Below are 22,877 nucleotides of genomic sequence, written 5' to 3'. Positions count from 1 at the left end.
GCTCGGTTCATGCGTTGACGCATTCTATCACACGCCCTCGCGCGGCGGCACTCTCACCCACCTAGCAACTCCTCGACCGACGCCTCGACGCGCTTGCCCTCTTCGCTGGAACGCAGCCACGCCCGCAGTTCCCGCCGCGCTATCCTGACGCTGACATCATCGCCGCGTTCCTGCTTCAGCAACGCAAGTTCGCGCGCCGCGCCGTCTGCCGCCGACTTGCCTGCGTCCGATATGTCCGCGTGCAGGGCGTTGCCGCCGTCGTATTCGAGGATGGGCAGCTTCCACAGGTGCTTGTGTAAGTGGCGCGCGCCGAATTGTCCCTTGGGCATGAGCGGACTTACGGCTTCCGCCATAGCATCGCTGTTGATAATGGCGAGTAGGTAATGCGCTTCGGCTATGTCTTTGCAGGTAATCCAGTAAAGCGTCTCATCAACCATCGCTGTGTCTTGAGAAAGCAGGGCTGCTGTCGGCTCGCCAGCTTCACTTTGTAGAATACGAATTGGACGGTCGCCGTGATCATATTGCCACTCAAGTTGCGCGGATAGTTTGCCGTAGTGGTCTATGCTTGCAAGCAAGTCTAGCTTGTTAGCCCGTGCTTTATTGTCCTCCCACATCTTGCAGACGGTCTGCCAGCGCGCGCGCATGCGCCGCTCCAATCCACCTAGTCTTATACCGCCAACGCCGCTTTCATCTATAGGCAGTTCATTATCATCTGTCTTCAATGGCAAGACTGCTTTTAGGGGTTCGAGCGTTGTGTAAGGAACAAGGCTTTCGTTGAGATAGACATCGAATACATGCGATGTCTCTATCGTCTGCTCCGTAATTGCCGTAAGGTCAAGGTTTTTCCAAGGTGCTTTGTCGCTTGAGCCGCGCCGTGGGTTCACAGTGATTGTGTTGCGCGCTTGAAAGATTGCCGAATTCTCGATTCGTTCCACGAATATCAAGCGGCGCGGACGAATTGCAGCGCCTTGACGAGAGTATCCGGCGTAAGATGAATTCCCCGCTGCGGATGTATCGATTATAGCTACGCTCACGCGCTGAACATTGTCTGCGCCTGCGCTTCCAAGCCAGCGTTCTATTTCGCCAGCGAGCGGAATCGCGTTTGCGGCAAGCCCGAGATTTCTGGCGAACACAACAGACGAAGGCACGGGGAAGAATGTATTGGGCTGCAAGCGTTCCAAGTCCCACGCCGTCTTGTATCCGAAATCTACGGATAGCGTGCGCGTTCCCTGGCTGCCGCGCCATGCGCCAGTACGCCACTTACTGTACTGTCCTGCCTGCAATGCGCTGTGCGGCAGCACCATTCCAATAGTGCCGCCCTCTCGCAGGTATAGGTCAACGCTGCGAGCGTAGAACAGACCGGCGACATCCTGATTGCTGGCGTATCTGCCGCCCGCCCAGATGCCGTAGGTGTTTCGGCTGTGGCGCACCAGCTCGGTTCGCAGTATGTCAACGGTCTGGTTGTAGTTTATCCACGGCGGGTTGCCGATGATGACATCCACTTTCGCGCGGGAGAGGGCGACCGGGCGCGCCATGTTGCGCGTGTAGTACGCCCAGATGTGGTTGCGTCCCTCGGCGTGAAGGCGCTGCATCGTGGTGATGGTGGCAGCGAGTGCATCGCGCTCCGCTTTATCATTGATGTGGTGGTCGTCCAGCGCGAGCATGGGGTCTTCGCCAGATTCGATGTACTCTGCAACATCGCCCATGAGCGCGTCGAATGTCTCCGGCCGCTCCACGAGGCTTACGGGGAAGGCAAGCTCGGTGTTGGCGTCGTCGTTGACCTGAATGGTGATTTCGCGCTCGGCGAAGAGGTCGCCGGAGCGGTAGCGGAGCTGGAGCGCGTCTCCCATGTATATGGGCACGGTGATGGATGTGTAGGAGGCGGCTTCGATTGCGGTTCGGGCGGCGAGGACATAGGCGGCGCGGGCGAGATGCACGGCGACGGGGTGAATGTCTATGCCTATGACCGAATCGCGCAGTTTGCCGAATGTCTCGGACGGGTGCATATCTGAGTTCTCTGCCGCTTCGATGAAGTTGGCTATCGCTTCGGCGATGAAAGTGCCTGAGCCGCAGGCGGGGTCAAGAACACTCTGATTCAGCGGGTCGGTTACGAGTTCGCGGGTCATGGCGCGCGCCAGCCATTGCGGGGTGTAGTATTCGCCGAGCGTGCGGCGCTCGTCGGGCGGGATGACCGTCTCGTAGAGCAGGGCGGCGATGTCGTTGGGGGCGCTGCCGTGCTGCCAGTCGAAGCGCGCCACGCGCCGCGCCATGGTCGCAAGCAGGTTCACGCCGCCGACTTCGGCGGGCCATGCGAAGAAGTCGGACTCGACGACGCCCTGCAAGCCGGTCTTGTTGCGGAACTCGCGCCCATACACCAGGTCGGCGGGATTGGATGATGCCAGAGCGCGGATGTCGATGCCGAAGGATGCCTGCACGACCATGCCGATGACCGCCGTGAGGTAGGTGTGGCGCACGAAAAGGTCGTCCATCTGGGCATTGTCTCGCGCTATTTCGCCGAGCGCAGAGCGAAGCAGATCGTGCCACAGCCGTCGCTTGACCTTCACGGTTTCGTTATCGTCGGATCGCTCATACAACCTTTTCAGCGTGTCTATGTCGCGTTGGTAGGCGGGACTTTGGGGACCGAGATGCCGCTCGATGCTTTCGCGGTCAAGCGGTATGTTTTCGAGCGAGACCAGTGCGTCATCGCGCAGCCACTCGTAGAGGGTAAGCCAGCCGTCGGCGTTTAGGAGCGTGAAGCCGTAGGTCGCGGTCGTCTTCACCGCGCCTGCGCCGTGCCAGCGCAGCAACCAATACTTGCCGTCCGTTAGTATGCCGGTGCGAACGCCCTTGCCCTCATTCGCCGAAAGCGCGAGGTAGTCGTCTATCTGTTGCACGTAGTCAGGATCTGGGTTGAAGCCTGCCTGCATATTGCTGACCCTACGCTTGACCTCGATGAAGGTATCGAGCGCGGTCAGATCAACGGCGCGGCGCGAGCCGTCCGACGGCGGGTTCTCCTCGACGATTTCGTCGGGCTTTGCGAGCTGCGTTTCGATGAGGAAATCGCGTATGGCACTGGTGATATTCGCTTCCGCATCCCCGCGCTCGTGGCGCAGCAGAACGGCGGCGGCAAGTTTTTTGAATTTTGGATCGTTGATGTCAGGTGGCATACGGCTGCTTCCTTACAATCCGTACAACCTCTACAACCGCGCCAGGTACTGCCCGGGGATGTCCACGCCGACCATGCCGCTGTATGCCTGCGTCAGCCGCTGCGTGACTGGGCCCGGGATCGCCGCGTCGCCAATCACATTGCCATTGAACGACGACACCGGCACAATGCAGAAGCTTGTGGATGTGATGAAGGCTTCGTCGGCGGTGTATGCGTCGTACAGGTCGAGGTCGGCTTCGCGCACTGTGATGTCCAGCTCGTGCGCCAGGTCTATCGCCGTCTCGCGGCTGATGCCCGCAAGCACGTACTGCTCGCGCGGCGTCAAGACTGCGCCGTCCTTTACCAGAAAGATGTTCGCGCCGGGACCCTCGCACAGGTTGCCTTGCATGTCGAGAAGGATGGGCCAGGCGTCCGGATTCTGCGCCTCGACCTCTTGCGTGGCAAGCACTAGGTTGATGTAGTTGTGCATCTTGGCACGCGGGCTCATCGCTTCGGGCGGAGTGCGCCGGATGGACGGCACGATGACGGGCATGCCGTCGCGGTAGTGCTTGGCGCGCTGCTCGAACGGCAGCGGCACGCACTCGACCAGCACCGTCGGGCTGCCGCCGGGCACGCCCCGCGTGATGCGCTGCGTTACCCAGTAGTCGCCATTTTCCTCCAGCAGCGGCAAGTTCGCCTCAAGCACCTGCATCGTGATGTCCGCGAACTGCTGCTTGCTCAAGCCCGGCTCCATACGCAGGTACTTCAAGGAGTTGAAGAAGCGGTCAAGATGGTCGCTCAGTTTGAATATCTTGCCGTTGAATGTGCGCGTGGTGTCGAACACTGCGTCGCCGTACAGGAAGCCCCTGTCGCGCACCGAAATCTTCGCCTCGCTCTCCGGAATTATCTCACCGTTCAGATATACGACCCGTTCTTGCGTCATTGGTAATTACCTTTCGATTTTGGGATTTATAGAGTCATTGCGCGCTGCGAGAGTGTAGATTTGGCAGGACGCTTGTACATCCATAGGATCACTGTTCTGCAAAAATGTCTTCTATGATGATAGATGCAACAGCACCGATAAATGCCTCTTCGCAATTGACAGGTCTAGTTTCGGAAGACATCACGCTATCATTCGCCGCTTCCAAAACTTGAAGCACGGACACTTCAGTTTCGCTATCGTCTCGGAATGTGTCCCGCGTCTTGATAGCCATATCTAAGACGTCATCTTCACTTGTCAAGAAAGAGCACGCATATGCGATTGACTGAATTAAGTACTCCGCCCTCTTGGCGTAGGCGGCCTGCCCGTCAATGGCGACGACTTTCTCACCAAGCGTTTGGGGGGCAGTATCTTGGCAAGCAATGCACATCAGCACAGACATGACGGTGAGAACTAAGACAAGCCTAACAATTCCGTTGCTCATCGCACAAAGCACTTTTCTTTTCGTCCTTTACATCTTGTCTATCACTGTCAGTTCGATTGGTTAAAGTCGCGGAAGCGATACCCCACATTCCAGATAGTCTCGATGTACGGGTGCTCGGCGTCCTCGATTTTGCTGCGCAGCCGCCGGATGTGCACATCCACTGTGCGCGTGCCGCCGAAGTAGTCGTAGCCCCAGATGCTGCTGAGCAGCGCATCGCGCGAATATACGCGGCCCGGGTTCGTCGCAAGCAGACGCAGCAGCTCGTACTCCTTGAAACGCAGGTTCACGCGCTTGCCACGCAGCGTTACCTCGTAGGTGGACGGGTTGATGACGAGGTTACCCGCGCGTATCACATCGTCGTCTTCCTGATCGCGGTTGCGATGCAGCGTCAGCTTGACGCGCGTAACCATCTCTTCCGTGTCCGGCGGGCTGAGCGCGAAATCGTTCACGCCAAGGTCCAAGTCGAAGTCGATGATCATTTCGGCTGGCACAAGCGCGATGACGGGCAATTTCATCGACTCGCAGCGCTCTATCGATGCCTTCGTGGCGGCAGGAGACAGCGTATCAAGGTCCAGAACTGCGATGTGCGGCAGCGCGGCGGCGTCAAGCGTGTCTATGTCCGTGATGCGTTCGACCAGCAGCACTTCGATGCCCTCGTCGTCTAGGGCGTCCAGCCATTCATCCTGCGGCGCGCTGTCTTGCAACGGATGTGATCTCACCATAGCCCGGGCGCTTCCCTCCGCGGCGACCGTGTACATTGTCCCTTCCCACTTGATGAGAGAAGGTCAGGATGGGGGGTGAACCTATACATGCTCACCGTCAAGTGTTCGCCTACACTTGAAATCCACCATTGAATATATGCCATTACGCCGTGTCGGTTCAAGTGCGGGGGGTGCCGGTACGGGGTACGCCGCCGAAGCGCAGGCGCAGCAGCCCTTTGACATCTTCGATAGCAGTGCCGAGTATCTTTACGCGTGTGTCGGGGTCGTCGGTCCAATGGACGGGGATCTCTCGAATCTTGAAGCCGTTCGCCTCCGCAAGGATGAGCAACTCGGTGTCGAAGAACCAGCGGTTGTTGCGAATCAGCGGCACGAGCGCATCGACAGCGCGGCGGCTGACTGCCTTGAAGCCGCACTGCGCATCGCGGAAGCCGGTGAAGAACATCGTGCGAAAGAGCATGCTGTACCCGCGCGATGTGATTTCGCGCTTGAGCGGACGCAGTTCAACGCGCGCGCCCTTCATCAGCCGCGACCCGATGGCAATGTCATATCCGCCATCAGCAATAGCGCCGACCAACGGCTGCAATGCCGCTAGGTCTGTCGATAGGTCAACGTCCATATACGCCACAATGTCCGCCTCGGATGCAAGCCAAGCCGTGCGCAGCGCAAGCCCACGCCCGCGCTCCTCGAGGCGGAACGGCGACACACCGGGATACTCGTCTGCCAACCGCGCCGAAACCTCCGGCGTGCCGTCATCCGATCCATTGTCCGCGATCAGAATGCGCCAGTCATAGGCGCTGAAGTTCGCGGAAAGGTGAGCGTGAAGCACGGGTATGCTTTGCGGCAGGGCGCGCTCTTCATTTAGCACCGGGATCACAATGTCAATGGATTTTTGGGTCATAATTCGAGCGTTCTTCTCAATGCATTCGAAGACGTAATGCGTCAGCATCGCGGCAAGTTAAGAATCTTCCCTCTAATGGGTAAGGCTAGGGTGGGGGCAAAATCAAATTAAGAACAAGAAATTTACCCACTTCATTCCATACCCTAATTTCCTTGCGTCTAATGCCTAAAGTGCCGCGTCCCCGTAAACAACATCGTCATCCCATGCGTATTCGCCGCTTCGACAACCTCGTCGTCGCGGATGGAGCCGCCGGGCTGCGCGATTGCCGTTATGCCACCCGATGCCGCCATCTCGATGTTGTCCGCGAACGGGAAGAAAGCGTCCGACGCGAGAACGCTGCCCTGAGCCTTGTCCTCGGCGATGCGCAGCGCAAGATGAACGCTTACGACCCGGTTCGGCTGCCCCGCGCCCATGCCGACGAGCGTGTTGTCCTTCGCCAGCACAATGGTGTTGGACTTGATGTGCTTAGCCGCCTTCCACGCAAATTCTAGGTCGGCGAGTTCGGCGTCCGTAGGCTGGCGTTCGCTGACGACTTTCCAGTCCACAGCGGACTCCGCGATTTCGTCTGCCTGCTGCACCAGCGCGCCGCCAGACACGAGGCGCACATCCAGCCCTTCCTGCGGGCCGGACGCCGCCGCGACTTCGAGCAGGCGCGTTCTGCGGCGGCGGCGTAATATGTCGAGCGCGTTCGATTCATAGCCGGGCGCGATGATGATATCGAACAAGACACCCCGCATCGCTTGCGCCGTTGCCGTCGTCAGCGCGCGATTGAACGCGACAATACCACCGTAAGCCGACACCGAATCGCCCTCGAACGCGCGGCGATACGCCGTGGGTTGGTCATCGTGGACGGCGAGACCGCACGGGTTCGTGTGCTTGATGACGGTCGCTGCGGGCTGCGTGAAATCGGCGACAACGCGCCACGCGGCATCGGCGTCGAGGTAGTTCGTGTACGACATATCGATGCCGTGCAACTGCTTGGCGCGCACGATACCGCCGCTCGACAGCGGCGCGGCGTAGAGTCCGGCGCGCTGGTGCGGATTCTCGCCATAGCGTAATTCTGTAAGACGGCTGAAGCCGAATGTCGTCTCGTCCGGCTCCAGCGCATCACTGCCGAGATACTGCGATATGGTCGTGTCGTACAGCGCGACATGCTGGAACGCCTTGCGAGCGAGTGAGCGCCGCTCGTCCTGCGTCAGGTCTTCGCCCGACGCGAGGCGCTCGCCAATCCAGCCGTAGTCCGCGGGATCGACCACGACGATCACATGCGGGAAGTTCTTCGCAGCGCCGCGAATCATCGTGGGTCCGCCGATGTCGATGTTTTCCAGCGCGTCAATCAGCGTCGCGTCCGAACGACTCACTGTGTCCACGAATGGGTACAAGTTACTGGCGACAACATCAATCGTCCCGATGCCATGTTCCGCCAGCTGTGCGTTATGCTCAGCGATGTCGCGCCGCGCCAGTATGCCGCCGTAAATCTTCGGATGCAGCGACTTCACCCGCCCGTCAAGAATCTGCGGAAAGCCGGTAATGTCCTCGACATGCCGCGCAGGCATTCCTGCGCTGGCGATAGTAGCCTGCGTGTTGCCCGTGCTGACGAGTTCGTGTCCGCTGTCGTGCAGGGCGCGGGCGAAGTCTATGATACCGGTCTTGTCGTACACGCTGAGGAGCGCTTTCAATATGTCCTCCTATATTGGCCGAGTCTAAGGTGATGCATCGGAATTTTCCATCCAGTATCGCAAGGCGATGCTGAGACATGCCTCCGTCCAATTGATGAATCTGGGACTAACTTCTTCGGCAGAGTCATTCCACGTAAAGGTGAACGGGGCGACAGTGCAGTTATAGAAAGGAGCATTGCCTATGGAAGACGTGATTAGTTCTGGATGGCGCTGGCTGGAATACGGTATAGGGCCCTGCATTTCAGCAAAGGCAGTTGCTGCCATTACGCCCGTGGAATGAGATGTATGCCCTATGTGGAATAAGGAAATTACGAACAACATTCGTGGGGCAAGTCCTACATTATGTGTCTCCAAGTCCAATTCTATTGTGTAAATATACTCGTTGAAGTTGACGCTATATTGAAGTTTCTTAGATATTTCATGCATGTGGGCATTGTATTGGTGAAAGTAGTGTCCAGAGGTATGTCCCGCTCTTACATCAGGGCTCACAAATAGGTTGACTTCGACGAGCTTATTCTGAATATTCTGAGCTTTCTCAGATAGATAAAATTCCGCCGATTCCTGTAGTTTAACTGCAACTTCGTTCACGCGACTCATCTGGTGTGATTCAGAAGCTTGCCGCAACCCGGCGCGTTCTACGATACTGTCAATAACTTCGTCAACCAGATCGCTCGGCGCGAGTGCTTGCACGACAACGGTTTTTTCCAAGTTGACAAACAAGCTTATGAGGTGTTTCAGATTCCCAGCGTCGGCTTGCTCAAGGGCGTCAATGTATTCTGTCCTGTCATCGCGTGATATGACAATTGGGAAGTACCTGTTCTTCACTAGATGCCATGTGAGGATAGCCCTGCCCACTCTGCCGTTGCCATCAGCGAATGGGTGAATCTGAGTGAATCTATGGTGGAGCCAGGCAGCGAGTATAAGTGGATGGCAACCCTCGCTGTCGTATCCCTCATACATGGACAAGAGGCTGTCAAGTTCGCTCTCTACCTGCTCGGGTGGGCAGTATTCATGCACGGTACCGTCTGACCGGGTTGGGTTATTCGGCTGATTCTTGAATTCACCTCTATTGAGCGTCGCCTCAAACCTTTGTCCAAATTGGTTGACGGCGGTATGAGTGTCTTGGCTCCTCAGTATCTGTGAATGGAGAGACAGGATGAAGGTTTTGGAAAGTGGACGCCTCTGCTCAATCCAATAATTCACCGATGCTACTGATTCCTGATGGTCTTTGAGGACTTGCACAAGTTCAGCAGGCTCTTTGTTCGTGGAGCCGCGCGATATGTATTCGGTGGCGATTCCGCGCTCGATCAGAGTTTCCGTAACGCCACTGTCCAAGTCGTAGATGCCTTCGATGATGCCTGTTTCGATGGACCACCTTCTGGTTAGGCGGTCGGTGAAGGCTTTGTAGGCGTTCGTATTGGAACTTTCAACCTCCTGCTTGATGCGCAGCCATTCGCGCTGAAGCGAGTCAATCTCTCCGAAGTCGTAGGCTTGACTAGCAGAGTCGATAGGCTCTATTGGCTTCCACTTGTGGAAAATCTTTGGGGTATTGTCGGTATCCGCTGCCATTTGCATCTGTGCCAGTGTCTGTTTAGTCCAATTCACACATGCAAATTATACGATACTCACGCGCTCGTTGTTTGTGTCTAGGGATACCTCGCCAACTACTTCGGCGGTTGGAATACCTGCGAGAACAGCATCCACCTCCGTCTGATCGCACACTAGTGCCATGCCGATGCCCATGTTGAAAACGCGGTACATCTCGGCGCGGGATATGGCGGCGCGCTCTTGCAGCAGCGTGAATATCGGCGGAACGCGCCATGCCGACGAGTCGAACCGCGCAGCCGTTCCATCGGGCAGGATGCGCGGCATGTTCTCGATTAGCCCGCCGCCTGTGATGTGCGCCATGCCCTTGATGTGCGGCTGTGCGGCGCGCGCGGCATCGACATACGACGGATGCGGCAGGAGCAGCGCGTCTCCAAGCGTTACGCTATTGGTTGTGCCACGGGCGAGTTCGGGGACGACTTCTTGCAGCGGCGCAGGGTCGTCGTCCAGTCCTAGCGCGTGACGCACCAGCGAGTAGCCATTCGTGTGTAAGCCGTTCGACGGCAAGCCGATGATGATGTCGCCGGCGCGAATGTCGCTGCCGTCGAGTATGGCATCGCGTTCGACCGCGCCGACCACGAAGCCCGCCATATCGAAGTCACCGTCTGCGTACAAGCCCGGCATCTGCGCCGTCTCGCCGCCGATTAGGGCGCAGCCCGCCTGTTCGCAGGCGCGTGCCATGCCTGCTATCAGCGCTTCCACCACGCCGGAGTCTAGTTCGCCCACGGCAAGGTAATCCAAAAAGAACAGAGGCTCTGCGCCGCACACGATGATGTCGTTGATGCAGGCGTTCACCAAGTCTTCGCCGATAGTATCATAGCGGCTCATCATGATAGCTAATTTCAGCTTCGTGCCCACGCCGTCCGTGCTCGACACCAGCACGGGGTCATCGTAATCCGTAAGCCTGTACAGCGCGCCGAACCCGCCAACGCCGCCAAGCACCAGCGCACCGTGTGTCGGCGCGACAATCGCCTTGATGCGATCCTTGATGTCCTGCGCGGCGTCGAGATTTACGCCGGCGTCGCGGTAAGTCATCTGCTGCAATGCGCCTCTCCTGTATCGTCCAATGCCGTCAGTCCGTCCCGCGTCGCAAGCATGTGCAGCGTCTCCACCCAGAAACGGCGCTCACGCTCCTTGACGCGCTCTTCCAGTGATTCTAGCGTGTCGCCCGACAGCACGGGCACTTCGCACTGCGCCAGCGTATCGCCGTGGTCGTATTGCCCATCGACATGGTGGATGGTAACGCCGGTCACGGTTTCGCCGGCGTCCAAGACGGCGCGATGCACATTGCTGCCGTACATCCCCTTGCCGCCGAACTTGGGCAGGAGCGCCGGATGGCTGTTCAGCACGCGCCCGCCGTACCTGCCGAGTGTTACCGGACCGAGCAGTCGCATGTAGCCGGCAAGCAGCACAAGGTCAACATCGTGCGCCTCGAGTGTGCGGCAAATCTCGCCGTCCGGCGTGTGCGGATGCGTAACCGTGCTGATGTGAAACGCGGGTATCCCTTCGCTTCGAGCGCGTTCGAGCGCCCGTGAGCCGGAGTTGTTGCTGATGACCACGCAAACATCCGCATTCAGTTCGCCGCGCTTGCATGCATCAATGATAGCCTGCAAGTTCGTGCCGCCGCCGGATGCTAGGACGCCAATCCGCATCGCCGCTACGCCTCGAGCGCCAGCTTGTCCATTTCCAGCTGCACGGGGATGGGATATTCGCCGGTGAAGCATGCCATGCAGAGCGCGTTTCGCTGCAAGCCCACGGCGTCCACCAGCGACTCGTGGCTGAGGAAGCCTAGCGAGTCCGCGCCCACATAGTCGCGGATGTCTTCAACACTCATGTTGGCGGCGATAAGCTCCGGGCGAGTCGCCATGTCCACGCCGAAGTGGCAGGGCGACACTATCGGCGGAGCGCATATTCGCAGATGCACCTCGCGCGCGCCGCCGCGCCTCAGCAGGTTGACCACATGCGGCGTGGTCGTGCCGCGCACTATGCTGTCGTCCACCACGACGATGCGCTTGCCGCTGATTATCTCCGGCAGCACATTCAACTTCAGCCGCACGCCAAGGTCTCGAAGCGATTGGTCGGGCTGGATGAATGTGCGTCCGACATATCGATTCTTCACCAGCCCTTCGGCGTATGGGATGCCCGACGCTTGCGAATAACCGACAGCCGCTGCGATGGCGGAGTCCGGCACGCCGATGACGAGGTCTGCGTCAGTCGGATACTCAGCGGACAGCGCCGCGCCCATCGCGGCGCGAGACGAATGCACTAGCCTGCCTTCGATAGTGCTGTCCGGCCGTGCGAAGTAGATGTACTCGAACACGCATCCGGCCGAGACCCTGCCGTTGTCCGGCGCGCGCTTGTAGATCGTGCGGAGACCGTCTGCATCGACGAGCACCGCCTCACCCGGTTCCACATCGCGCACGAAATCCGCGCCGATGTGGTCGAGCGCGCAAGATTCTGACGCCAGCACCCACCCGCCGCTGAGTCTGCCGATGCACAGAGGCCGCACGCCAAGCGGATCACGAATGCCGATGAGTTCCGTGGGCGTCATCACCGTGAGCGAGTACGCGCCCTTTAACCTGCGCATGCAGTATGCGATGCGTTCCTGCCAGTCCAGACCCGGCGCGTGCGCCAAGAGGTGCGCGATAATCTCCGAGTCGTTGCTGCCGTGGAACTCCACCCCCCAGTCCGCGAGGTCTTCCTTCAGCTCGATGGCGTTAATGACATTGCCGTTGTGCGCGAGCGCGAGGTTGACCGCCGCGCTGACGGAGCATATCGGCTGCGCGTTGTCGATGACGCTGCCGCCGGTGGTGGAGTAACGAGTGTGCCCAATGGCTATGTGGCCGGGCAGCTGGGCGATGTCTTCTTCCTGAAACGCCTGCCCGACAAGCCCCATCGACACACGAGTGTTGATGCCCTCGCCCGTGCTGGACGCGATGCCCGCGCTCTCCTGCCCGCGATGCTGGAGGGCGTAAATGCCGAAGAAGGCGTGCCGCGCGACATCCTCGCCTTCAGCGTAGATGCCAACGATACCGCAAGCCTCTCGCGGATAGTCGTCTCGCGGGGCAGCGGAAGTCGGATGATGGGCGGTATCGCGGTTCATAGTCATCCCCGCTCAATGGTGCATAGCGTAGCAATGGGCGAATATGCCAATGGTTACGCCTGCGATGTTGAAAGCATGTTACACCGTCGGTTCAATATCAGTATAGGCGTGGGCGGCGATAAAGGCAATGCGATTTTGGGGCGAAACGGACGACATGGGACATGGATGTATAGGATAGAGGGGACGAAATGATTGCAATGCAATCATGGTACAATGGCGCAACATTGCATATGGGAGGTCGATTATGGCGAGCATTACCGTGCGTAACCTAGACGAAGGATTGAAGCGACGCCTGCAAATCCGAGCAGCGGAAAATGGCAAGTCTATGGAGCAGGAAGTCAGGGACATTCTCAGGGCGGCGCTGGATGAGGAATCCCAATCAGGCAAGGACTTTGTCTATCGAATACGCGCCAGGTTCGCCGAACTTGGCGGCGTTGAACTGGAATTGCCGCCGCGCGAGCTTGCGCGCGAGCCTCCCAATTTTGATTGGGGCTGCGAACAATGATTGTTCTTGACACCAATGTTGTGTCGGAATGGATGCGCCCGGCTCCATCCGATGCTGTTATCGAATGGATGACAAGACAAATACCGACTGATTTGTACCTTTCCACAATAACGGAAGCGGAGTTGCGATTCGGCGTCGAGCTACTTCCGGCGGGCCGTCGGCGAGAAAGGCTACTTTCCGCAATAGAAGTAACGATTGGGGAAGACTTCGCGGGCCGTATTCTTCCATTTGACAGCGCTGCCGCCCAAGCTTACGCGGTGATAGCCGCCACGCGACGCTTCGCCGGAATGCCCGTGAAGCACTCCGATTGCCAGATAGCGGCGATTGCGCGCGCCATAGGTTGGAGCGTCGCAACGAGAAATGTGAGGGATTTCGAGGGTTGTGGCGTTGATGTCATCGACCCATGGTCGAACGACTGAGAACTTGCTCCTACTCCGCCACTATCGGCTGCGAGATTATCCACAGACTTACGGCGGTATAGAAGACCATCAGCGCAAGCATCGGGTACTGCCCTCGCAGAGCCAATCTGTGGCTGGGCGCGCGCCGTATGGCTATCGTGTGTGCGATATAAACTGATACGATGTGCCCCACGACTATCGCCGCTATGGACACTATCCACGCGAATTTTGTGCTTATCACGGTTGGGTCGATGCGATAGCCGGCAGTGCCGAAGATGTCCCAACCGAAGCCGAACGGGTCGGACGCGAGCGGGATGATGAGCTGCCCTTGTACCAGCAGCAGCGACAGGAAGTGCGCCATGTTGTACGCCAGCGCAATCGGCACCAGAGAATAGACATACGCGCGTGCCACTTCTGTCACCGACTCGCGCTCGCCGCCCAGCGACCGTATGCCGATGCAAAACAGCAGGTATATGCCAAGGAACAGCAGCGGTATCAGCACTACGCCTAGCGTGTCCACTACGCTCACGCCGCCCGGTCCGAGCAATCGCAGCCCGATTGTCTGCACCGCCAACCAGTTCGTCGTCTCCTGCAAGCCGTCGAACGAAACGGCTGCGAGCGCGAGCACCACGAAAGCGCAAGCCTGCCACGACACACGACCGGCCGGCACCAGACCCACCGCCCACGGACGAAGATTGAACTGCTGTCGCTCCGGTTCGGCGCGTTCAAAGTATTCATAGCAGTCCACGCAGCCGTCCCCGTCGGCAAATCCTCTAGTGCCACGATTCTCATCGACGCTGCCGCTCGACTTATCGGACTTGCATCCGGCGCAATCGGCGCGTACGACGCGCACCTCCGTCGGCGAGAATCGCGCGAATATGCCGAACAGCACCGAAAACGGATCGCCGTATCGCAGCCAAACATGCTTGCCGAACAGCACCATGCCACCGAATGTGTACACAGAATACAACACGATAATGACCGCCAGATGCGCCGGCACGATGGCAGCGGGATACACATTCTCCAGCCAGACGAATATCAGGAATGTGAAGAGCGCGGGCAGCATGTCCCAGCCTTCCGGATACGGTCGCGGCTTGGGCATTCCCGCACCTGCTCGTTGCAGCAGCCACTCGGCGAACTCAAACAGCGCCTTCCACGGATTCATCAGCATCCACAGGTTGCCGAACAGCGAGGATATGTAACCCAGCCCAACCCACCAGATTATCCAGATGAAGGTAGGCGCGATGTTTTCCAGCGGATTGTCGCTGCCGAACAGTGTCGCGGCGAAGACCAGAGCAAGCAGCAACACCGACAGCACGCGCGCCACCATCGCCTTGATTCTTGAAGTCAGCCGCACGCCGGGCAACGGCAACGCGAGCAGATTGAGTCGCGGGTAGCGATACGCCGCGCTCCCACCACGCAGGAACAGCCCGATGACCACGAACGACAGCGCCACGGTAGCCGCCGCGCCTGCCATAAAGTAGCTCAGTGGTATCGGCAAATCATACCGCTGCCCGAATGCGTGCGCGTACACGGGAACGGGGGCTAACAGGAACAGCAGGATGGATAGGACAAGTAGAGTGTGAAGGAATTTATTCATAGCGCAAGTGTAGTATCCTGCCCATCCTGTATATCAAGACGATTCACAAATGCAATTTATACCTGTCATTTGCGGTTTATACCTGTCATTTCGAGTGAAGCGAGAAATCTAAAGTCGGAAACAGGTTTGCATGCAACGAATTTCAGATTCCTCACTGCGTTCGGAATGACAACATTAGGGATTTGCGAAATCGTCTCGTATATCAATGTTAGTTGCGATGTCAGTTACCGATTTTGCTCGTCGGCTTGCGCGCGGATGAAGTTTATGATGTGCCATATCTCATCCTCGGTCAGGCGGTCGCTCAACGCTACCATGGATGTGCCTTCGATGCCGTCACTGACAAAGCGGAACAATTCCGCGTCGCCGTGCAGAGGCACATGTATCGATAGGTCTGCGGGCGGCGGCTCCAAGCCTATGCCTCCGGGTCCGTCACCGAGTCCATGCTCGCCGTGGCAGGTCATGCAGTGGCGTTCGTAGTTGGCTCGCCCGGATGCCACAGAGTCTGCGGTCGGCGGAATCGGGTTGCGCACGATTGCCTGCGTTTCGGATGCCGCTTGCGCGCTTATGAGCAGCCACGCCGCCATGACGAACGCCACCGCGCCGACAGCCATCGTCAGTGCGCCCGTGCGGTTGTACCAGCCGCCCATCGGTATGCCCGCCGCGAGGAACACGAAGCCCAATATGCCCAAGACTATGGCAAGGTACAAGCTGCCTCGCGCCGTATCGGGCGCGATCGCCGCCGCGCCGCCTGCGTTGCCGGCTGCTGTGCCTAGCTCGAAACGGAATGCGGCGCGCGCGTCGAATGCGTCCGGCCGCTGCACAAGAATCTCCGCCTGATACGCTCCGGCGATGCTGATTAGGCTATCCGAGAGAATGTATTCACCACCGCCGATATTCTCGGCAGGCACCGACGCCTCGCCTAAATCGGCATCGAGATACGACACGCGCAGCCGCACATCGGTCGCGTCGTCTATCGGCTCGCCCAAGCGGTCGGTCAAGCTGATGGTGAAGGTGTTTTGCCCCACACTTGCAGGATAGATGTTCAGCAATATTTCAGTGCCGTCCGCCGTGTCCGCAAAATCCAATCCCTGCTGTTCAGACGCGAGCATACGTGACGCCACCTGCCGCGCCGGTTCAAGAGCCGTCAGGAAGCCAACGACCAGCAACACCAGCGTGGCAAGCACAATCTCCGCTATGACGGTGCGCCGCAGCCAGATTGCGGCGCGGCTGTTGCTGCGAAGTCGGGGCACGACCCATATCAGGTTGACCGCGCCGACCAGCAGCAGCGCAGCGACAATCGCAACTTTCGCCGTGAGCGCGCTGCCGTATGGCGTCGCGAGCGCAGCGAACTCGGTTACCTGCGCCCAGGCGCTGTACACGCCGGTGATGCCCAGCACGATGACGCTGAGCGCGGCTGCCGCGGAGAATCGCCGCAAAATCCGCGATAGGGCAGTGCGCCGTGCCGTCTCCGATATGCCGCCGATGAACAGCGGCGTGTTCGCTATCAACTGCATCAGCCCGCCGACCCACACTGCGGACGCCGTCAGATGCAGCACATCGTTGAGCAGCGCGTATCGGGCTATCCCCAGCGTGGCGGCTGCGTGGCTTGTCAGGCTTATAGTCAGCAGTATGCCCAACGATGCAAGAAGCGCAAGCAGCAGCACTATGTTTATCAGCCGTGCCTGCACATGTCCGCGCAGGAATTGCACGACAAGCGGCAGCAAGAACAGCGCCGCCACGACAACGCCAAGCCCTGCGCGGTACATCCAGACCCTGCCCCAATCGGTGTTCTGCACCAGTTCGATGGCAGGCGCGCCAATCGCTGCAGCAGGTTCGATGCCGAATGCCGTGGCGGCTTGCACAAGCAACTGCACCACGGACGCGCCTAGAAACGCGATGAGGGCAAGCCACATCAGTCGCTGAGAGCGCGACCGAAGGCGCGGGCGCAATCTGCCGAGTGGCGATCGCGTACCGGCAGCGACAAGCACCGGCGCGGACACCAGCAGCTCGAAGACCAGCCCGCCGGTCAGCGTCAGCACGCTCAGCAGCACGATCCAGCGAATGAATGGATCTTCCGGCGATTGCAGCAACGGCTGTTCGGCATTGTCCGGAGACATCGCGCTCGCGGTTATTGGCTCGCCCACCGAGAACACGAACGATCCGCGCAAAGTATGCCCGTCAACGGTGGAAAGATTGCGCCAAGCGACCGTGTAAGTGCCGTCGGGCAGTTGCGATAGGCTGACGGACATAATCGTCGAATCGTTGGCATCAACCACGCTGTCTTTGCCATCCACGCGCACGCCCGCGCTGTTCAGCACGCGAATCTCGCTAAAGTCCGGTTCCATCGGCTCCGTGAACCAGATGACAACCCGCTCCGGCGCTACATCCAGCGTCGAATTACCCGCCGGCTCCGAGCGCACCAGATTAGCATGCGCCTCTACGACCTGCGATTGCACCGCAAGCCCAACAACGCAAGCCAAAACCAGCGCCAGCCCAAACTTCAAGCGAATGATGCTACTCATTACTCACTACATTCCACCACGAAATGCGTCCAATTCCCAATTCAAAGCGGCAATATCCACAATCTCGCGCATCCGTTGACTGTCATTTCGAGTGAAGCGGGAAATCTGAATTCGTTGCTATCCATAATTTTAGATTCCTCACTGCGTTTTGGAATGACAACGATAAGGGAAGAGCAGGAAGGGGGATGAAAGACCGCCGCAAGCCAGTCGAAGCCGGCGCTACACAAGCAATCTTCCACCCACATCACATCACTGCATCATCAATTGCTAATTCCTCCGCCGCAGCGCCGCAAACGCCCCGACCACGCCTACCACAATACCAACCGCGCCGACCGCTATGCCAACCATCGCCATCGTAGTTGCGCGGACGATGCCGTTCTGCGCATCCATCGCGGCTGCCTCGATTCGCAGGGCTGCATCTTGCGCTTGCTGCGCGGAGTCTAGCGCGCCGCGAACTGCGGACTCTAACTCGCGGGTCGATGCCGCGCTGACCGGGAACTGCAAGTCTGTCGCGGGCTGCACATCGTCGAACCTGCCGGGGCCCGACTCGAAGCGCTCGTCAATCGGCACGCCTTCTATCTTCCCTTTGAAGTGGAACGCGTACTGCCCCGATGCGGTCGGGATGAAATTTGCCTTGTAGTAGCCGGGCTTGTCAAACTCCGCGTGCAGCGTCATCACGCGCGATGCGCCCGTCGGTATGTGCGTAACCTCGACCAGCAAAGTCTGCTCTATGCCCTCGACCGGCACAGGCTCTGCATGATGGTCGTCTTCAGGCGCGGCGACTTCGGATTCCATCGCGGCATGCGCGACTTCGGCGGCGTGTACATGCACTGTCGTTGACGCCTTCACGGTATCGCCGTCCCACGCGTATGGGAAGTGGTCGTTGGACACGAGCCGCACCTCAATCGCGTGCGTGCCCTCGCCAAGGTCGCCCACTTGAATCCAATCAGTGTACATCCGCGTGTAGTCTTCGCCGTTCACGCTCACAACAGCGTAGCCCTCGCCGGACTTGTGCGTGCCGCCAATGCTCTGTGGCGCGAATGTGAACCCGCGAGGCACAATCTGCAAATTGAACGCTCCGTCGGCTTCAGCGGGCGCGTTCACATCGACCGACATCGCGGAATCCGCGTCCACCGGCGCCGCATGTCCGATTCCCATGCCATGCGAATGTGATGCCTCCGGCACGGTTATCGTCTCGATTGCTTCAAGATGCTCGCCGTTGTAGGTCATCTCGTTATGCGCGTTCGCATTCAGCGTAACGCGCAATTCGCGCTCGCCCGGTTCCAAGCCTGTCAAGTGGTAGTGTGGACCGTACATTCGGCCGACCTTCACCCCGTCCACATAGACATGCCCGTGCCCTTCGCCATCGACATTCGCGCCGTCCACATTCTCGGGCGTCCAGCGAAATCCGTCCGCCGTCAGGCTGATGTTCACGCCGCCATCGTCTTCGACATTGGCAACCATCTGTACGCTGATAGGCACAGAGGATTCTATCGCGTCATGGTCGTGCGCCGAGTGATCGTGGTCAGCGTGGTCGTCTTCAGATGCTTCTTCATGCACATCTTCCCCGTGGTCGTGCGCGGAATGGTCGTGCGCGTCTTCTTCCGCCGGCTTTGTAACCCGCAGCGACACGCCATTCAGCAAGCCTTCGTATGCGGGTTCGACGAGAAAACCGACGACAAAGTTAAAGCCCTCGACTTCGTCTTCACGCGATTCGTGCGCCAGCGCCGTTCCCAGCGACAGCGCGAGAAAGAGTAGTGCCGCCAAAGCGGGCAAGAGTTTCTTCGTCACGGATGTCCCTCCAATTCGTTCTGTCTGCAATCCGAATGCGTCAGGACGACCTGCTCCTGCGCCTCTCCCTGATGTACATCCGCACCGCGAGCGCGACCACCACAATGAACGCCATCAGCGCGACGAGCGTTACGATGCCGGTCAATGGGTTCGGCGTGGTTACCTCGACAGGGAAATCCGCCGTCGCCGCGCCTGCCGTCGGGCTATCCACGCTCACAGTGAACATCCACAAGCCCGTCCTATCCAGCACGATGGGCTGCTCGGTGTCGTAATAGCCGGGGTAGTTCTCCGAATCCGGGTCAGGGTTAACAGTAATCGGTCCAATCTCCGGTTGCCCCGCTTCATCCTGTGCGGATTCCGCTTGACTTGACTGCGATACGCTTGCCACTGTCGCGTTTGCCGGTGTCGCATTAGTCTGCGCCGCATCTATCGGCGTGCCTGATTCGTCCACAGGGATGGGGGCCACCGCAGTTACGACCACATCCGCGCCTAGCACGGGCGTCTCGGTCGCGGTCTCGGTGAGCAGGATGGACAGGTAGAAATTACCCACGATAGGCGATGGCGGAATCTTGCCGAGCGCAATCTCGTATTCGCCTGCAATGCGGCGGTCGAACTCCACGACGCGCCCATTTGCGGACACCTGAGACGCGGCAATATGCACAGCCGCGACCAACGATAAGCATATAAGGAATGCGCCTACGACGGCTATCCGAACCATTTGATTTGGCAAATCAGGCAGAACCTCACGCTGCTCCGGACGGTTTTGCGAACACTCCATTCCCCTTGAGGGGGAAGGTTAGAGAGAGGGCAAGATATGCCTCCCCTTGTACGAAATGAAATCGCTGCGTATTCGTAGCCGCCGGCATTCGTTGACGGATGTTAATCAAGAAGGAAATCGGCAAAAGCTGCCGTCAAACGAGCGCAGGTGGTCTATGCGGAATATGGGGGATATGCTGCCGCGCGGCTGCGTTCTGCGCCGGCGGAAGTATAAAGACGGAGGTTGGCTGGTACTGCCGCAGCGCCGCAGCGTCCACGTCCATGTGCGATGCCACGATGGTCGCCGCGATCCCCGCTTCGCTCTTGTACAGCGCGATGGGCGTGTCGCCGCTCGGCGCTTTGCGCGGGCGTGGATGATAGTGGAACGCCGACTCGAAGGCATGGATATGCTCGCCGACCGCGCCGAAATGCAGGTGTCCGGGCTGCCGCTCTGCGAAGTGGTGGTCGAGCGCCGGTCCCGCCAATGGCGCGAGAATTGCCGCGACCGCCACAAGCGCGAACACCGAGCCAATGCTCCTGATTGCCTTTCTATACCTCATAGCACCCCGATTATAGCACGCCGCCGCCTACACCATCCTATATCTCCCCATTGGGTGCATCTCGGTTATTCTTGTCATTTCGAGCGCAGCGAGAATCTGAAAGCGCTGACTGGTGGCAGACCTTATTTTTGCCTAGATTTTAGACCCTTCACTCCGTTCAGGGTGACAGCCGAAAGTCCCTCAATCAGGGCTTTTCGCAGGGCATTTCGGTTATAGTGAGTTGCCCACAATCCGTTCGTGGTGAGCCTGTTGAACCACGAGGGCGCAAACCTGCGTATCCGCCTTGGAAACGCTCAGAGCCTGCCCCTGTGAAAGCAGGGGGCAAACAGAAAAGGACTATTAGGCGAGAAAACCCAAAAGCCCCTGTATCGTACATCCTGTTAATTAATTACAAGCGCCAGCGCCTCGTCCAACTCCGCGCGCGTGGTGAACGCCTCGAACTTCGCGCGTATCACGCCATCGCCATCGATGATGAATGTCCATGGCTCGCTGGGCAGCCCCCATTCTTCGACCGTCGGCGATATAACCGCGTTCGTCAGGTCGCCTTCGATCTCGTGCGGATTATCGTACACTTCCACATGGATGAAATTCATCGTGTCCGCGTAGTCCGCCTTGACATCCTTGATGACATCGAGCTGCGGCCCGCAAGTCGCTGTCTGGCAGTACGCGGGCGTGGAGAATACGACCATCAGCGGCTTGCCCGTGTCGAGCGCATCCGCGATGGTCATCGAGTACAGGTCGGCGTCCGGCTCAAAGTCGGTCGTCAGGCGCTCGAAATCTCCTGCATACGCGAGCGTCTTGCTGATGCTGCGCGGCGCGGCAGTCCCAAGCGCAGGCGTGGCACTCGCATCGTTCACCAGCACACGCGCAGTCGCCGTGCGTTCATTGCCGTCCGCGTCCGTAATCACCGCGCCGATGCCCCATTCGCCCGCGCGGTCGAAGTTCAGCCGTGTCGTAAACACGCCGCGCGGCGTAACCGGCCAAGCTCGAAACACCGCGTCCACCACTTCTACGGGACCTTCCTGCCCACCATCCGGCGGCAGAAAGAATGTGGATACTTGCACTGAAGCATCACGCACCGGACCCGTCGCCGTGTCAATCACGCCGAACACCACGCGGTTGCCGCCCACGGCGAGATCGCTGGAAGCGAAGGCTAGGCGCAGGGTTTCGGGTGCGGTGGTTGGGGTAGGGGCGACGACGGGTTGCGCGGGACTGCTACAAGACAACATTAGGAAGATTATGGCAACCTGAAAAACAGCACGAACTGTAAAGTGACAACGCGAGTTATTCAACTATTTCTCTCATACGATCAGATACTTCTATTCTGTCAGGCATAGTTTATCCAAGGCACGTCTTCGTTGCCATTGATAATACTCGTTGATAAGTCATCCTCAGCCCGATAGCCCGCAGGTTGATTCTGGTTTCTTAGAATTCGCGCAACTAGACGAATCCTATCTGGCTTCGTATCTACCCAAGACTCGACCTCTTTTCTAAGCCACGAGAGCCAATGCCCTATAAAGCCTGGGAAATCGCTGCGGTCGTCAGTGACTAACAATTCACCTTTCTTTATATTTTGGCGAGGGAATACGATAGGGCATTGAGGTCTGCTTACAAAAGAATATCCATACCGAGAATAGTTATGGATATAGTGGTTGTTTAGTTCATGAGCAGGCACATCATTCCGAATTATCTCAATGGAATATGCTCCGACGCTGACTATCCTGCCAGATACGGCGGATTTCCTCAGGAAACCATTAGTTTTCTCAATAAACTCCTCAACAACATCGGAGTGCTTCGTCTTAGTCATTCCATCAATAGGCAATTTCAACTGTCTAAGTTCAAATTCGTGCCGAAAGCGCCATACGGCTGCCAACAGGTCATGAGATCTTTGCATTGTTCTATGATCGTAGCTATCGATATAGTCCCACGCCTCCCAGTCGTCCAGTAATGTATGCGCACGCCTCAAATGTTCTTGACAAGAACCCGTAATAATATCTAATGCTTCTCCGTAAACATCATGCTGAAGCCACTGAATACGAATGTCGCGGTCACCGCCAGCATCTCCCTGAAACATGCTTGAGACAATCACAGTATCTCCCGTAGAGGAATCAATCTTTGTTCAGGAAATAGAGAGCAACTTGTAATGTAGCATTTACTTAAATGGCAAAA

The 22,877-nt window shown here is 58.3% G+C and carries 19 protein-coding genes; 2 read left to right on the top strand and 17 right to left on the bottom strand.

Annotation, left to right across the window (positions count from 1 at the left end; translation table 11 throughout):
- Positions 1–53 precede the first annotated feature (53 nt).
- The 10 genes from F4X57_02130 to F4X57_02085 all read right to left on the bottom strand — a co-directional run bounded on the left by F4X57_02130 (position 54) and on the right by F4X57_02085 (position 12,576).
- Positions 54–3,167, bottom strand: a complete 3,114-nt coding sequence (locus F4X57_02130; GenBank protein ID MYC05971.1) for an N-6 DNA methylase — start codon at positions 3,165–3,167, stop codon at positions 54–56.
- Between the two features lie 30 nt (positions 3,168–3,197).
- Positions 3,198–4,088 (bottom strand): branched-chain amino acid aminotransferase, encoded by an 891-nt coding sequence (locus tag F4X57_02125; protein ID MYC05970.1) that lies wholly within the window; start codon positions 4,086–4,088, stop codon positions 3,198–3,200.
- Between the two features lie 88 nt (positions 4,089–4,176).
- A complete protein-coding gene (locus F4X57_02120) occupies positions 4,177–4,569 on the bottom strand; it encodes a hypothetical protein (protein MYC05969.1) in 393 nt (130 codons plus the stop codon).
- A 47-nt stretch (positions 4,570–4,616) separates the two neighbouring features.
- A complete protein-coding gene (locus F4X57_02115; GenBank protein ID MYC05968.1) occupies positions 4,617–5,327 on the bottom strand; it encodes a response regulator transcription factor in 711 nt (236 codons plus the stop codon).
- Positions 5,328–5,448: 121 nt separating this feature from the next.
- Positions 5,449–6,189 carry a glycosyltransferase family 2 protein gene (locus tag F4X57_02110; protein MYC05967.1) on the bottom strand — a complete coding sequence of 247 codons (741 nt, stop codon included), beginning with the start codon at positions 6,187–6,189 and terminating at the stop codon, positions 5,449–5,451.
- A 158-nt stretch (positions 6,190–6,347) separates the two neighbouring features.
- A complete protein-coding gene (gene purH, locus F4X57_02105; protein MYC05966.1) occupies positions 6,348–7,868 on the bottom strand; it encodes a bifunctional phosphoribosylaminoimidazolecarboxamide formyltransferase/IMP cyclohydrolase in 1,521 nt (506 codons plus the stop codon).
- A 24-nt stretch (positions 7,869–7,892) separates the two neighbouring features.
- On the bottom strand, positions 7,893–9,443 hold the full coding sequence (locus tag F4X57_02100) for a Fic family protein (GenBank protein MYC05965.1): 1,551 nt from the start codon (positions 9,441–9,443) through the stop codon (positions 7,893–7,895).
- A 39-nt stretch (positions 9,444–9,482) separates the two neighbouring features.
- A complete protein-coding gene (locus F4X57_02095; GenBank protein ID MYC05964.1) occupies positions 9,483–10,517 on the bottom strand; it encodes a phosphoribosylformylglycinamidine cyclo-ligase in 1,035 nt (344 codons plus the stop codon).
- Positions 10,505–11,125: a phosphoribosylglycinamide formyltransferase gene (locus tag F4X57_02090; GenBank protein MYC05963.1), complete on the bottom strand. Its 621-nt coding sequence runs from the start codon at positions 11,123–11,125 to the stop codon at positions 10,505–10,507. Before F4X57_02090 ends, F4X57_02095 begins: the two co-directional genes overlap by 13 nt.
- A 5-nt stretch (positions 11,126–11,130) precedes the next feature.
- Positions 11,131–12,576, bottom strand: coding sequence for an amidophosphoribosyltransferase (locus F4X57_02085; GenBank protein ID MYC05962.1), 1,446 nt, complete (start codon positions 12,574–12,576; stop codon positions 11,131–11,133).
- A 244-nt stretch (positions 12,577–12,820) separates the two neighbouring features.
- On the opposite strand from F4X57_02085, the gene F4X57_02080 reads away from it, so the two are divergent.
- Both F4X57_02080 and F4X57_02075 read left to right on the top strand, forming a co-directional pair.
- A complete protein-coding gene (locus F4X57_02080) occupies positions 12,821–13,081 on the top strand; it encodes a plasmid stabilization protein (protein MYC05961.1) in 261 nt (86 codons plus the stop codon).
- On the top strand, positions 13,078–13,500 hold the full coding sequence (locus F4X57_02075) for a type II toxin-antitoxin system VapC family toxin (protein MYC05960.1): 423 nt from the start codon (positions 13,078–13,080) through the stop codon (positions 13,498–13,500). Before F4X57_02080 ends, F4X57_02075 begins: the two co-directional genes overlap by 4 nt.
- A 10-nt stretch (positions 13,501–13,510) precedes the next feature.
- Here the strand turns inward: F4X57_02075 and F4X57_02070 are convergent, their stop codons facing one another.
- The 7 genes from F4X57_02070 to F4X57_02040 form a co-directional block, all read right to left on the bottom strand.
- Positions 13,511–15,079 (bottom strand): hypothetical protein, encoded by a 1,569-nt coding sequence (locus F4X57_02070; protein MYC05959.1) that lies wholly within the window; start codon positions 15,077–15,079, stop codon positions 13,511–13,513.
- A gap of 224 nt (positions 15,080–15,303) precedes the next feature.
- On the bottom strand, positions 15,304–17,601 hold the full coding sequence (locus tag F4X57_02065) for a c-type cytochrome (protein ID MYC05958.1): 2,298 nt from the start codon (positions 17,599–17,601) through the stop codon (positions 15,304–15,306).
- A 267-nt stretch (positions 17,602–17,868) separates the two neighbouring features.
- A complete protein-coding gene (locus tag F4X57_02060; protein ID MYC05957.1) occupies positions 17,869–19,392 on the bottom strand; it encodes a hypothetical protein in 1,524 nt (507 codons plus the stop codon).
- Between the two features lie 40 nt (positions 19,393–19,432).
- Positions 19,433–20,122, bottom strand: coding sequence for a hypothetical protein (locus F4X57_02055; protein MYC05956.1), 690 nt, complete (start codon positions 20,120–20,122; stop codon positions 19,433–19,435).
- A 181-nt stretch (positions 20,123–20,303) separates the two neighbouring features.
- Entirely contained in the window at positions 20,304–20,708 is a 405-nt protein-coding gene (locus F4X57_02050) for a hypothetical protein (GenBank protein ID MYC05955.1), read from the bottom strand.
- A 380-nt stretch (positions 20,709–21,088) separates the two neighbouring features.
- Positions 21,089–21,937 carry a hypothetical protein gene (locus F4X57_02045; GenBank protein MYC05954.1) on the bottom strand — a complete coding sequence of 283 codons (849 nt, stop codon included), beginning with the start codon at positions 21,935–21,937 and terminating at the stop codon, positions 21,089–21,091.
- Positions 21,938–22,035: 98 nt separating this feature from the next.
- Positions 22,036–22,797, bottom strand: coding sequence for a hypothetical protein (locus F4X57_02040; protein MYC05953.1), 762 nt, complete (start codon positions 22,795–22,797; stop codon positions 22,036–22,038).
- Positions 22,798–22,877 lie beyond the last annotated feature (80 nt).

This window comes from Chloroflexota bacterium, from assembly GCA_009840355.1.
In the GTDB taxonomy this organism is placed as follows: domain Bacteria; phylum Chloroflexota; class Dehalococcoidia; order Lucifugimonadales; family JADFKI01; genus Bin90.
This window is presented reverse-complemented; position numbering and strand designations above follow the sequence as displayed.